The sequence below is a fragment of the Streptomyces sp. NPDC043680 genome, from assembly GCF_056436685.1.
In genome coordinates, this window is record NZ_JBWKCE010000003.1 from 302488 (window position 1) to 316135 (window position 13648).

General features: G+C 72.3%; 9 protein-coding genes and 1 pseudogene. 9 read left to right on the forward strand and 1 reads right to left on the reverse strand.

The genetic code is table 11. The features are described 5' to 3' along the window. The first annotated feature begins 3 nt into the window (after nt 1-3). The gene (locus tag AC0666_RS07940; RefSeq protein ID WP_468965962.1) at nt 4-1599 is read left to right on the forward strand and encodes a protein kinase domain-containing protein; all 1596 of its coding nucleotides are present in this window, start codon (nt 4-6) and stop codon (nt 1597-1599) included. A 19-nt stretch (nt 1600-1618) separates the two neighbouring features. Here the strand turns inward: AC0666_RS07940 and AC0666_RS07945 are convergent, their stop codons facing one another. Further along, entirely contained in the window at nt 1619-2281 is a 663-nt protein-coding gene (locus AC0666_RS07945; protein ID WP_361714686.1) for a response regulator transcription factor, read from the reverse strand. Between the two features lie 325 nt (nt 2282-2606). On the opposite strand from AC0666_RS07945, the gene pdhA reads away from it, so the two are divergent. The 8 genes and pseudogenes from pdhA (at nt 2607) to AC0666_RS07985 (ending at nt 13644) form a co-directional block, all read left to right on the forward strand. Further along, a complete protein-coding gene (pdhA, locus tag AC0666_RS07950; RefSeq protein ID WP_356845701.1) occupies nt 2607-3809 on the forward strand; it encodes a pyruvate dehydrogenase (acetyl-transferring) E1 component subunit alpha in 1203 nt (400 codons plus the stop codon). Next, nucleotides 3809-4789 carry an alpha-ketoacid dehydrogenase subunit beta gene (locus tag AC0666_RS07955; RefSeq protein WP_361714689.1) on the forward strand — a complete coding sequence of 327 codons (981 nt, stop codon included), beginning with the start codon at nt 3809-3811 and terminating at the stop codon, nt 4787-4789. Before pdhA ends, AC0666_RS07955 begins: the two co-directional genes overlap by 1 nt. Nucleotides 4790-4823: 34 nt before the next feature. Further along, entirely contained in the window at nt 4824-6266 is a 1443-nt protein-coding gene (locus tag AC0666_RS07960; RefSeq protein WP_478707361.1) for a dihydrolipoamide acetyltransferase family protein, read from the forward strand. Between the two features lie 78 nt (nt 6267-6344). Further along, nucleotides 6345-7282, forward strand: a pseudogene (locus AC0666_RS07965) (GNAT family N-acetyltransferase). A 48-nt stretch (nt 7283-7330) separates the two neighbouring features. Then, on the forward strand, nt 7331-7726 hold the full coding sequence (locus tag AC0666_RS07970) for an SseB family protein (protein ID WP_468965956.1): 396 nt from the start codon (nt 7331-7333) through the stop codon (nt 7724-7726). Further along, a complete protein-coding gene (locus tag AC0666_RS07975; RefSeq protein ID WP_478707274.1) occupies nt 7726-8283 on the forward strand; it encodes a hypothetical protein in 558 nt (185 codons plus the stop codon). Before AC0666_RS07970 ends, AC0666_RS07975 begins: the two co-directional genes overlap by 1 nt. Further along, nucleotides 8283-12917 (forward strand): putative T7SS-secreted protein, encoded by a 4635-nt coding sequence (locus AC0666_RS07980; RefSeq protein WP_478707275.1) that lies wholly within the window; start codon nt 8283-8285, stop codon nt 12915-12917. Before AC0666_RS07975 ends, AC0666_RS07980 begins: the two co-directional genes overlap by 1 nt. Then, nucleotides 12910-13644 (forward strand): hypothetical protein, encoded by a 735-nt coding sequence (locus tag AC0666_RS07985; protein WP_468965946.1) that lies wholly within the window; start codon nt 12910-12912, stop codon nt 13642-13644. The genes AC0666_RS07980 and AC0666_RS07985 overlap by 8 nt, the downstream gene beginning before the upstream one ends. The last annotated feature ends 4 nt before the right edge of the window (nt 13645-13648 follow it).

Below are 13648 nucleotides of genomic sequence, written 5' to 3' on the forward strand. Positions count from 1 at the left end.
CTGATGGCACCCGAACCCGAGGGAAACGGCGCCGGGACGGCCGAGGGTCCTGAGCATTGGGGAGCCGGCGGCCTGGTGGGCGACGGCCGCTACCGGCTCACCCACCGGCTGGGCCGCGGCGGCATGGCCGAGGTGTTCGCCGCCGAGGACGTCCGCCTGGGGCGGACCGTCGCGGTGAAGCTGCTGCGCGCCGACCTCGCCGAGGACCCGGTCTCCAAGGCCCGCTTCACGCGTGAGGCCCAGTCGGTCGCCGGGCTCAACCACCACGCCGTCGTCGCCGTCTACGACTCCGGTGAGGACAAGGTCGGCCCCAGCACGGTCCCGTACATCGTCATGGAGCTGGTCGAGGGCCGCACCATCCGCGACCTGCTGATGAGCGCGGAGGCCCCGGGACCCGAGCAGGCGCTGATCATCGTCTCGGGCGTGCTCGAAGCACTCGCGTACTCCCACCAGCACGGCATCGTGCACCGGGACATCAAGCCCGCGAACGTCATCATCACCGACGCCGGCGCGGTGAAGGTGATGGACTTCGGCATCGCGCGCGCCCTGCACGGCGCGCAGTCGACGATGACCCAGACCGGCATGGTCATGGGCACCCCGCAGTACCTCTCGCCCGAGCAGGCGCTCGGCAAGGCCGTCGACCACCGCTCCGACCTGTACGCGACCGGCTGCCTGCTGTACGAACTGCTGGCGCTGCGGCCCCCCTTCACGGGAGAGACCCCGCTGTCGGTGGTCTACCAGCACGTGCAGGACGCGCCGGTCCCGCCCTCGCAGCTGCCGGAGGGCCACCACATCCCGCAGGAGCTCGACGGACTGGTCATGCGCTCCCTGGCCAAGGACCCGGACGACCGGTTCCAGAGCGCCGAGGAGATGCGCGGGCTGGTCCAGTACGCGCTCCAGATGCTGCACGACCAGGGGGCCAACACCGGCACCTGGAACACCGGCCCGGTCACCATGGCCCTGCCGCACGGCCGCGGCGGCGCACCCACCACGGCCATGCCGGCGGGCCCGGGCGGCGGCCGGCAGCAGTACGCGGCGCACGCGTCGACCTCGCAGTTCCAGCAGCCGATGGTGCCGCCGCTGAACCCGGACGACGGCTCGGCCTTCCCCGGCGGCGGCCAGTACGACACCCGCGGTCTCGCCCAAGGCGGGGGCCAGGGCGGCTACGACGGCTACGACGGCTACGAGGACCGCGGCGGAAGCCGCTGGAAGCTGTGGCTGTTCGCGGTCCTCGCGGTCCTGGCCGTCGCGGCCGGCGTGGCGTACGCCGTCAACTCGGTGGGCCACAAGGAGAAGAACGACAACAATCCGCCCGCGGTGCAGAGTTCCTCCAGCGGCCAGGGCAACACCTCGGCGAGTCCGCAGAGCACGCCGTCGCAGGAGAAGTCGAACTCGCCGCGCTCCACCGAGGACTACTCGCCGTCGCCGTCCTACAGCCGGTTCTCGCCGAGCCCCACCCCTTCGCCGTCGCTGTCGAACAGCCCTTCGCCCTCGGCCTCGAAGTCGAGCCCGTCGCCGTCGAAGTCGGCGCCGTCGCCCTCGAAGAGCCACTCGCCCCCGGTAGAGCCGCCGAACCAGGGTCAGGGGGACTCGGAATGACCCCGGGGCGCGCCCGGGGTCAGGCGCGCCGCTCCGCCTGGAGGCGGGCCACGTAGGCGGCTGCCTGCGAGCGGCGCTCCATGCCCAGCTTGGACAGCAGGCTGGAGACGTAGTTCTTGATGGTCTTCTCGGCCAGGTGCAGCCGCTCACCGATGACCCGGTTCGTCAGGCCCTCGCCGATCAGGTCGAGGATCCTGCGCTCCTGCTCGGTGAGGTGGGAGAGCCGGTCGTCGCCCCTGCCGCCGCTGCCGTCGCGCAGCCGCTCCAGCACCCGCGCGGTGGCGACCGGGTCCAGCAGGGACTTGCCGGCCGCGACGTCCCGTACGGCGCTGAGCAGCTCGTTGCCGCGGATCGCCTTGAGCACGTAGCCCGAGGCGCCGGCCATGATCGCGTCGAAGAGGGCCTCGTCGTCGGAGAACGAGGTCAGCATCAGGCATTTGACGGAGTCGTCCTGCGAGCGGACCTCGCGGCAGACCTCCACGCCACTGCCGTCGGGAAGGCGCACGTCGAGGACGGCCACGTCGGGGCGGGCGGCGGGAATGCGGACCAGGGCTTCCGTTGCCGTACCGGCCTCGCCGACGATCTCGATGTCCTCTTCGACCGACAAGAGCTCATACACGCCGCGTCGTACCACTTCATGGTCGTCCAGGAGGAATACCTTGATTTTTCCGTCTTCGCGCACGAACTCAGTTTCACACATTCACCCCTTCCCTGCCGCGGTTACCCGGGATAACGTGCCGTTGTTCCGGCCCCCTGCAAGGCTGTGACCAGTGCTTGTTCCCAGCCCGGCGGATTTACTTGGAAATCCAAGCAAAAACGCAGGTCAAATGGGGTTTCGCAGTTATGCGGCGCACTGGGTAACGTGCATTGCGCAGGGCACTTGCCGGGGCACCTGTCACGCCTGGATCCCGTACTGCGACGCGCACCCACCCCGTGTGCGGGTACGGATCAGGTGAGCCGCACTGGACCCCGGAGAACCCGGGAGCCGGACCGACGGAGGAGCACACGTGACCGTGGAGAGCACTGCCGCGCGCAAGCCGCGACGCAGCAGCGGCACCAAGCGGGCGGCAGGCGCGGCGAGCGCCCGCAAGACCGCCGCTGCCACCGCGCAGAACACCGAGCCCCAGCTCGTACAGCTGCTGACGCCCGAAGGGGAACGGCTCAGCGCCGCTGATCATCCTGAAAACGCAGAGTTCCTGTCCTTCGTCGAGGACATCACCACCGAGGACCTGCGCGGGCTCTACCGCGACATGGTCCTGACCCGCCGTTTCGACGGCGAGGCGACCGCCCTCCAGCGCCAGGGCGAGCTGGGCCTGTGGGCCTCGCTGCTCGGGCAGGAGGCCGCTCAGATCGGCTCCGGCCGGGCCCTGCGCGACGACGACTACGTCTTCCCGACCTACCGCGAGCACGGTGTGGCCTGGTGCCGCGGCGTCGACCCGACGAACCTGCTCGGCATGTTCCGCGGCGTGAACCACGGCGGCTGGGACCCGAACACCAACAACTTCCACCTGTACACGATCGTCATCGGCTCGCAGACGCTGCACGCGACCGGTTACGCGATGGGTGTGGCCAAGGACGGCGCGGACTCCGCGGTCATCGCCTACTTCGGCGACGGCGCGTCCAGCCAGGGCGACGTGGCCGAGGCGTTCACCTTCTCGGCCGTCTACAACTCCCCCGTGGTGTTCTTCTGCCAGAACAACCAGTGGGCGATCTCCGAGCCGACCGAGCGCCAGATGCGCGTGCCGCTCTACCAGCGCGCCCAGGGCTTCGGCTTCCCGGGCGTCCGCGTCGACGGCAACGACGTACTGGCCTGCCTCGCGGTCACCCGCTGGGCGCTGGAGCGGGCGCGCCGCGGCGAGGGCCCGACCCTGGTCGAGGCGTTCACCTACCGCATGGGCGCCCACACCACCTCCGACGACCCGACGAAGTACCGGCGGGACGAGGAGACGCAGGCCTGGGAGGCGAAGGACCCGATCCTGCGCCTGAAGACCCACCTGCTGGCGAGCGGCGGCGCCGACGAGGCGTTCTTCGCGGAGCTGGAGGCGGAGAGCGAGGCCCTGGGCAAGCGGGTGCGCGAGGTCGTGCGCGCCATGCCGGACCCCGACACCATGGCGATCTTCGAGAACGTCTACGCGGACGGGCACGCGCTCGTCGACGAGGAGCGCGCCCAGTTCGCCGCCTACCTCGCGTCCTTCGAGGAGGGTCACTGATGGCTGTCGAAAAGATGTCGATCGCCAAGGCGCTCAACGAGTCGCTGCGCAAGGCCCTGGAGACGGACCCCAAGGTCCTGATCATGGGTGAGGACGTCGGCAAGCTGGGCGGTGTCTTCCGGATCACCGACGGCCTGCAGAAGGACTTCGGCGAGGAGCGGGTCATCGACACCCCGCTCGCGGAGTCCGGCATCGTCGGCACGGCGATCGGCCTGGCCCTGCGCGGGTACCGGCCGGTCGTGGAGATCCAGTTCGACGGGTTCGTCTTCCCCGCGTACGACCAGATCGTCACGCAGCTCGCGAAGATGCACGCGCGGGCCCTGGGCAAGATCAAGCTGCCGGTCGTCGTGCGCATCCCGTACGCGGGCGGCATCGGCGCGGTCGAGCACCACTCGGAGTCCCCGGAGGCCCTGTTCGCGCACGTCGCGGGCCTGAAGGTGGTCTCTCCGTCGAACGCCTCGGACGCGTACTGGATGCTCCAGCAGGCGATCCTCAGCGACGACCCGGTGATCTTCTTCGAGCCGAAGCGGCGCTACTGGGACAAGGGCGAGGTCGACACCGACGCGATCCCGGACGCCCTGCACGCGTCGCGGGTGGCGCGGGAGGGCACGGACCTGACCCTGGCGGCGTACGGCCCGATGGTGAAGGTCTGCCTGGAGGCGGCGGCCGCGGCGGCCGAGGAGGGCAAGTCGGTGGAGGTCGTGGACCTGCGCTCGATGTCCCCGATCGACTTCGACGGGCTGCAGGCGTCGGTGGAGAAGACCCGCCGGCTCGTCGTCGTCCACGAGGCGCCGGTGTTCCTGGGCGTGGGCTCGGAGATCGCCGCCCGCATCACGGAGCGGTGCTTCTACCACCTGGAGGCGCCGGTGCTGCGTGTCGGAGGCTTCCACGCCCCGTACCCGCCGGCCCGCCTGGAGGACGAGTACCTGCCGGGCCTGGACAGGGTGCTCGACGCCGTCGACCGCTCGCTTGCGTACTGAGGAGAGCGTTCCCGTGACGATCCGCGAATTCAAGATGCCCGACGTGGGCGAGGGCCTCACCGAGGCCGAGATCCTCAAGTGGTACGTCCAGCCGGGTGACACGGTCACCGACGGGCAGGTCGTCTGCGAGGTCGAGACGGCGAAGGCGGCCGTGGAGCTGCCGATCCCGTTCGACGGCACCGTGCACGCGCTCCTCTTCGAGGAGGGCACCACCGTCGACGTCGGCCAGGTCATCATCTCGGTGCAGACCGAGGGCGGCGCCGCCGGTACGGAGACTGCCGGGGCCGAGGCGGCCGCGGCCGCCCCGGCCGCCGCCCAGGCTCCGGCCGCCGCCGAGACCGCCGAGCCGGCCGCCGAGGGGCGCCAGCCCGTGCTGGTGGGCTACGGGGTCTCCCAGGCCTCCACCAAGCGCCGCCCGCGCAAGGCCGTGCCGGGCGCCCCCGCCCAGAACGGCACCGCCCCGGCCCCCGCGGTCCCCGCCCAGCCCACGCCGGCCCCGGCCGCGGGGCTGAACGGCAACGGGCACGCGGTGGCCGGAGCCGAGCGGCCGCTGGCGAAGCCGCCGGTGCGCAAGCTGGCCAAGGACCTCGGCATCGACCTGGCCTCCGTGGTGCCCACCGGCGACGGCGGGGTCGTGACCCGGGAGGACGTGCACGCCGCTGCGGCGGCCGCGCTCGCTCCGCAGGCCGGGCCCGCGGCCGCCGCGGCGGCTCCGGCCGCCCAGGCGCCGCAGGCGGTCCAGGCACCGCAGGCCCCGGCCGCCGTGGTCCCGGGCGCGCGGGAGACCCGTATCCCGGTCAAGGGCGTCCGCAAGGTCACCGCGCAGGCCATGGTCGGCTCCGCCTTCACCGCCCCGCACGTCACCGAGTTCATCACCCTCGACGTGACGCGCACCATGAAGCTGGTGCAGGAGCTCAAGGCCGACCCGGACCTGGCGGGGCTGCGGATCAACCCGCTGTTGCTCATCGCCAAGGCGGTCCTGGTCGCCATCCGCCGCAACCCCGACGTCAACGCGTCCTGGGACGAGGCGGCCCAGGAGATCGTGCTCAAGCACTACGTCAACCTGGGCATTGCGGCGGCCACTCCGCGCGGCCTGATCGTCCCGAACATCAAGGACGCCCACGCCAAGACGCTGCCGGAGCTCTCCGAGGCCCTGTCCGACCTGGTCGCCACGGCCCGCGACGGCAAGACCTCCCCGGCCGACATGCAGAACGGCACCATCACCATCACCAACGTCGGCGTCTTCGGCGTCGACACCGGTACGCCCATCCTGAACCCCGGCGAGTCCGCGATCCTCGCGGTCGGCGCGATCAAGCTCCAGCCATGGGTCCACAAGGGCAAGGTGAAGCCGCGCCAGGTCACCACCCTGGCGCTGTCCTTCGACCACCGCCTCATCGACGGCGAGCTCGGCTCCCGCTTCCTGGCCGACATCGCGGCGGTCCTGGAGCACCCCCGCCGCCTGATCACCTGGTCGTGACGGCAGTCCGATGGCCGGCCTTCCCCCCGGGGAGGCCGGCCATCGGCATGTCGGCGACCGGTCGATGATCATGTCCGGATGAGATTCCGTGCTGCCACCGCAGACCCCGCCGACCTCGACCGCGCCGCCGCCTACCCGGCCGACGGCCCCGTCGCCGCCCTCTGCGCCGACCGGATCCGGGAGGAGCTCTCCGCGCACCGGTTCCGGCCCGAATGGATCTGGTTCGCCGAGGACGAGGCAGGCGAGGTGCTGGCCCGGGTCCTGTGGTGGGGGCGCGCGGACAGCGAGCGGCCCCTCGCGCTCGACTGCCTCCAGGTACGGGCCCACGTGCCCGACCCGGCCGCCGTCGCCGCCGGACTGCTGGCCGCCGGACATGCGGCCTTCGGGAACCGGCCGCTCTACAACCTCTCCCTGCCCGGCGGTTGGCGCACCGGCCCCGATCTGGTCGCGGCCGTGGACTGGCGGCGGGAAGCGGCGTACCGGACGGGCCTGACCCGTGAGATCGAGCGGCTGCGCTACGAGTGGACCCCGTCCGCCGGGACCGCCGACCCCACCGCGCGGCTGGTCTTCCGGGAGGGCACGGACGAGGAGTTCCTCGACGCCTTCGTCCGCCTGTCGCACGGCAGTCTGGACGTGGCCACCCAGAACGAGCTCCGCGCGATGGACGCCGGACAACTGGCTCGCGAGGACTTCGCCTTCTACCGGGACTGCCCCGGCGAACGCTCCTGGTGGCGGCTGGCGGAGCTCCCGGACGGCACCCTCGCGGGCATGGCCCTTCCGTCCGCGACCCCCTATAACCGCAATGTCGGCTACCTGGGCGTCGTACCGGAACAGCGCGGCCAGGGCCTGATCGACGAGATCCTGGCCGAGATCACCCGCTTCCACGCGGGGCAGGGCGCGCAGCGGATCACGGCGACCACGGACACCGTCAACACCCCGATGGCCGCGGCCTTCGACCGCGCCGGCACGAGGTCACCGAGATCCGGCTCGTTCTGGAGGAACCGCCGGGGGCCTGAGTACCGTTTCCCCTGGGAGCGGGAGCACGCCGAAAGGGGATGCAGACCATGCAACTGGCGGAAGAAATCGCCGCGTACCGGCACGGCAGGGGCAACCCGGCCCGCCTGGTGGGGGAGTTCCGGCGGGCATTGCTGCTCGCTCCGCTGGCGGACGGGGCCGAGGGCGGCCTGATGTCGGCCGTCGAGGGCGGTATCCGCTGGCTGTACGCGTTCACGGACGAGCAGGCCCTCGCCCGGTTCGCCGAGGCGCGCGGGGCCGCCCACCAGGAGTGGGAGTACCTGTCCGTCCTCGGCGCCCGCCTCGTCGACGCGGTCGTTCCGATGGTGGACGGCCCGGCGGGCGTCGCCGTCAACGTGGCCGACGAGGACGGCTCGATGCTGTTCCCGCCGGTCGTCGGCATCGTCCCCGACGCGTGTGCGGTCGACCGTACGGATGCCGCCTGATGGCGGGCGACGGGGACCTGGAGGTCTCCCCCCAGGCGGTGGCCGCGATCCAGAAGGGTCTGCGGGCGGCGATTTCGGAGCTGCGGGAGTCGGGGGATGCGGCCGGGGCCTCGCAGGGGGCGGGGTTCGAGAACCTGTCGATGACGGCGATGGAGACCGGGCACGGCGCGTTGTCGAAGGACTTCGAGGACTTCTGCGAGCGCTGGGAGTGGGGCGTGCGCAGCCTGATCCAGAACGCCTCCACCCTCGCCGGCAATCTCGGCATCGCCGCCGGGACGATGTGGGAGGAGGACCAGTACGTCCAGGGTGCGTTCAAGGTGGCGGTGAACGCGGCGTACGGCAATCCGCACGCCGGTGAGGACGAGATCGAGAAGAAGTCCTGGGGCGACATCTTCAGCGCCGACGTCTACAAGCCGGACTACAGCGCCGAGTCCTTCGAGAAGAGCGCGCAGGACGTCAAGCAGACCTGGTCGGACACGAAGGACACGGTGACCTCGACGGGGAAGATCGGCTCGTTGAAGGACCTGCTGGACCAGGCTGACGGGGGGAGCGGCTGATGGGCTGGCGGGATTTCGTACCGGACTCGGTCGAGGACGTCGTCGAGGACGGCGCGGAGAAGGTCGGCGACTTCGTCGAGTGGGGCGGGGACAAGGCCGCCGACCTCGCCGAGGAGGTCGGGCTGGACGAGGCGGGCGACTGGATCCGCGACAAGTCCCGGTCGGCCGCGAACCAGCTCGGCGCCGACGTGTCCGAGCTGGAGCTCGGCCAGACCGAGGATCCGAAGAAGCTGGTCTACGGCAGCGTCTCCAAGATCCGCGCCCAGGTGTCGCACCTGAGCGACTTCGAGGTGTCGTTCACGCTGGTCGGCAACGGCCTCAAGTCCCTGGCGGAGCCGGACGGGTTGAAGGGCAAGTCGGCGGACGCGTTCCGCGAGGCGGCCGCCAAGGAGCCGCCGCGCTGGTTCAAGGCGGCGGAGGCCTTCGGCAAGGCCGCCGACGCGATGAACCGGTTCGCCGACACGGTGGAGTGGGCGCAGGGCAAGGCGAAGGAGGCCCTGGAGGACTACAACAAGGCGAAGAAGGCCTCCCAGGACGCCCGCGACGCCCACACCAAGCAGGCCGAGGCCTACGAAGACGCGGTGAAGGCGAAGAAGGACACGCTGCCGCCGAAGCCCGGCGAGTTCCACGATCCCGGCACGTCCATGGCCAAGGCGGCCCAGGACAAGCTCGACAACGCCCGCACGCAGCGCAACGAGGTGGCCGAGACCGCCGCCGCGGCGGTCCGCGCGGCCCGCGACAACGCCCCGCCCAAGCCCTCGTACGCGGAACAGCTCGGGGACGGCCTGGACTACCTGGACCTCGCCCGGACGCACCTGGCGGGCGGGGTCGTCAAGGGCACGGCCGGCCTGGTCGACTTCGCCCGCGCGCTCAACCCCACCGACCCGTACAACCTGACCCACCCCGCCGAGTACCTGACGAGCCTCAACTCCACGGCCGCCGGCCTGGTCACGATGGCCAACGATCCGTGGGGCGCGGGCAAGCAGATGCTCGACGAGTTCATGAAGGACCCCTCCGAGGGCATCGGCAAGATGCTGCCGGAGCTGATCGGGTCCAAGGGCCTGGGTTCGCTGAAGAAGGTCGGCTCGGCCGCCAAGCACCTGGACGACCTGGACGACGTCAAGGGTCCGGGGCGCAAGGGGCTGGACGAGCACGGCCCGCACCACGGCGAGCGGCCGGACCCGGACAAGCCCAGCGAGGGCACGGACCCCGTCGACCTCGCCACCGGGCGGATGTACCTGCCGCAGACGGACGTGGTCCTGCCCGGCGTGCTCCCGCTGGCCTTCACGCGCCGCGCGGAGTCCGGCTACACGGCGGGCCGCTGGTTCGGCCCCACCTGGGCGTCCACCGCCGACCAGCACCTGGAGGTCGACGCCGAGGGGGTCGTCCTGGTCACGGAGGACGGCCTCGTCGTCGGCTATCCGCATCCGGCGCCGGGCGTGCCGGTCCTGCCGACGGCGGCGACGGGCCCGCAGTGGCCGCTGGAGCGCGCCCCGGACGGCGACTGGACCCTGACGGACCCGGAGACCGGGCACGTCCGCAGGTTCGCCCCTCCGGTCGACGGCGCGCAGGACGGCCTCGCGCCGATCGTCCAGCTGGCGGACCGCAACGGCAACCGGATCGAGTTCGAGTACGACGCGCAGGGCACCCCGCTGGGCATCACCCACTCCGGCGGCCACCGCCTGCGCTTCGACACCGCCGACGGCCGCATCACCGGCCTGCACCTGGCGGGCGGGCCGCGCATCCTCGCGTACGGCTACACCGGCGGGAACCTGACCGAGGTCACCAACTCCTCCGGCCTGCCGCTGCGCCTCACCTACGACGACCGCGCCCGCATCACCTCCTGGACCGACACCAACGACCGCCGGTACGAGTACGCCTACGACGACCTCGACCGCTGCATCGCCGAGGCCGGCGAGGCGGGCCACATCGCCCTCACCTTCGGCTACGACGAGGTGGACCCGCAGACCGGCCACCGGGTGACCCGGATGACCACCGCCGCCGGCCACACCCGCCGCTACCTGGTCGACGACCGGTACCGGGTCGTCGCCGAGACCGATCCGCTCGGCGCGGTCACCCGCTACCAGTACGACCGCCGGGGCCGGCGGATCGCGGTCACCGACCCGCTCGGCCACACCACCCGCAGCAGCTACGACGAGGCGGGCCGGCTGGTCTCGGTGGTCCGCCCCGACGGCCGCGAGGCGCGGGCGGAGTACAACGAGCTCGGCCGCCCGGTGAAGGTGGTCGCCCCGGACGGCACGGTCGTGCGGCAGACGTTCGACGAGCGCGGCAACCGCACCTCGGTCACCCGGCCCGACCGCACCGTCACCCGCTTCACCTACGACGAGCGCGGCCACCTCACCGCCATCACCGACCCGCTCGGCGCGGTCACCCGGATCCGCACGGACCCGGCCGGGCTGCCGCTCGCCGTCACCGACCGGCTCGGCGCCGTCACGACGTACGAGCGCGACGGCTTCGGGCGTCCCACGGCCGTCACCGACCCGCTCGGCGCGGTGACCCGCACGCAGTGGTCGGTCGAGGGCAAACCGTTGCACCGGAGCACCCCGGACGGCGGCCGGCGCTCCTGGACCTACGACGGCGAGGGGAACTGCCTGACCGTCGAGGACGCGGCCGGGGCGGTGGTGCGCTTCGAGTACACCCACTTCGACCTCGTCGCCGCGCGCACCGACGCGGACGGCTCCCGCCACGCGTACACGTACGACGCCGGGCTGCAGTTGACCGCGGTGCGCAACCCGCAGGGCCTGACCTGGGAGTACGTCTACGACCCGGCGGGCCGGCTGATCGAGGAGAAGGACTTCGACGGCCGCAGCCTCCGCTACGCCTACGACCCGGCGGGCCGGCTGGCCGCCCGTACCGACGCCCTCGGGCAGCGGACCGCCTACGAGCGCAACGCCCTGGGCCAGGTCCTGCGCAAGGACGCCGCGGGCGAGGTGACGACGTACGAGTACGACGTCTTCGACCAGCTCGCCTCCGCGGAGCGCGCGGGCTGCACGCTGACGCGGCTGCGGGACCGCGCGGGCCGGCTGCTCCAGGAGACGGTGGACGGCCGCACGCTCGCGTACGGGTACGACGGCGCGGGGCGCCGCATCCGCCGGACCACCCCGTCGGGAGCCGCCGCCGAGTGGTCGTACGACGCCGCCGGCCGCGGGGACGCCCTGACCACGTCCGGCCGCCGGATCGCCTTCACCTGGGATGCGGCGGGCCGGGAGCTCACCCGCGCCTACGGGGACGGGGTCACCCTCGACAGCCGGTGGGACGGGGCCGGCCGGCTGACCGGCCGGCAGGTGACCGGACACGACCGGCGCGTCCTGCAGCGCCGCGGATACACCTACCGGGCCGACGGGGCGCTGACCGGCATCGACGACCTGCTGGCCGGGCCGCGCACCTTCGACCTCGACCAGCGCGGCCGGGTGACGGCGGTGCACGCCGAGGACTGGACCGAGCGCTACGCCTACGACGAGGCGGGCAACCAGACCTCGGCGTCCTGGCCGGCGTCCCACCCCGGCGGCCAGGAGGCCACCGGACCCCGCGTCTACGAGGGCACCCGGCTGCTCACCGCGGGCCGCGTCCGCCACGAGCACGACGCCCTCGGGCGGGTCGTGCTGCGGCAGAAGACCCGCCTCTCGCGGGGGCCCGACACCTGGCGCTACGAATGGGACGCCGAGGACCGCATCACGGCCGTCACCACCCCGGACGGGACGCGCTGGCGGTACGCGTACGACGCACTGGGCCGGCGCACGGCCAAGGAGCGGCTGACGGCCGACGGGGCGCAGGTGGCCGAGCGGACGGTCTTCACCTGGGACGGGAACGTGCTGTGCGAGCAGACCACGACCTCGGCGGACACCGACCACGGGATCGCCGTCACCTGGGACCTCCAGGGCCTCCAGCCCCTCGCGCAGACCGAGCGGATCCTGACGGCCGACCAGGAGGTGGTCGACGAACGCTTCTACGCCATCGTCACCGACCTGGTCGGGGCGCCCACCGAGCTCGTCGACGAGCGGGGCGCAGTGGCCTGGCGCAGCCGGTCCACCCTGTGGGGGGCCACCGCTTGGCACCGGGACGCCACCGCCTACACCCCGCTGCGGTTCCCGGGCCAGTACTTCGACCCCGAATCGGGGCTGCACCACAACTACTTCCGCACCTACGACCCCGAGACCGCGCGCTATCTGAGCCCGGACCCGATGGGCCTCGAACCCTCGCCCAACCCGTCGGCGTACGTCGCCAACCCGCACCAGTGGTGCGACCCCTTCGGCCTGGCGCCGTACTCGGACAGCACCCGGGCGGCGCAGGGTGTGGACCACCAGCTCAACGAGGCGGAGAGCGGCAAGTCGAACCACTACCTGGAGGGTATCGGCGGCGACGAGGCCAAACTGGACAAGTACCTGAGGAGCCATCTGCAGGGGCCGGCCAACTACGTCGACGCACAGTCGGGGGCGCGGATCATCATCGATCGCAGCCTCGACCCGTCGCGGCCGGTGGCGATCATCCGCCAGGACCATATGATCCACGCCTACCACATCGACGAGTCGGACCTCTCCAACTACATCACTCCGAGGGACGGGAAGGATGCGGCGAAGTGGCGAACCCCGAAACCGGAAGAGTTGAATGAGTAGCGAGGACCCTGGAACGGCGTGGCCGGGCTACCGTACGAAGCCTGGTTACGACCGCGGCCAGCGCCTGGTCTTCCCCGCCCCCGTGCCCGCGGAGCTGCGAGCGCTCGGGGACGCGGTCCGGGCCGCGCACTGGCCGGTGCGGCTCGCCTTCCGCGCGTCGCGGATCGCGCTGCTGGACACGCTCTGCCGGTGGCAGACCCTGCGCGCGCTGGCCTACCTGCACGTCCTGGCCGCCCGGACGGCGGACGACCGGCTGCCGGCCGCCCTGCGGGTGGTGCCCGGCCTGGAGACGGCCGCCGATCCTGCCCTGCCCGTGCTGTTGGCGGAGCTGGAGGAGGCTGCCCTGACCCTCCCCGCCGAGCTCCTGGACGCGGTCGTCCGGGACAGCGGCGGTCTGCTGGCGGACAACCGCTTCGCGGCCTCGGTCCTGGCGGCCGGCCTCACCGCCGATTCCCGCCCGGCGGACACGGACGAGGCGGTCTCCCGCGCCGTGGTGCTCACCAGCTACTGGTACGAGGCCCCGGCGCAGCGCGGCGCCCTCGCCCTGGTGTGGAGCGCGAACCTCTTCGTCCGCCACTGGCTGGACTGGTCGGGGCGCCACGTCTACGGGGACCCGGCGGGCGGCATCGGCATCACGGCCGACCCCCGCCCGCGCCGGCCGGACGCGGCGGCCCTACCGGACTGGGCCGCGCCCCTGCTGGAGCGCCTCACGGCGTCCGACGCGTAGGGGG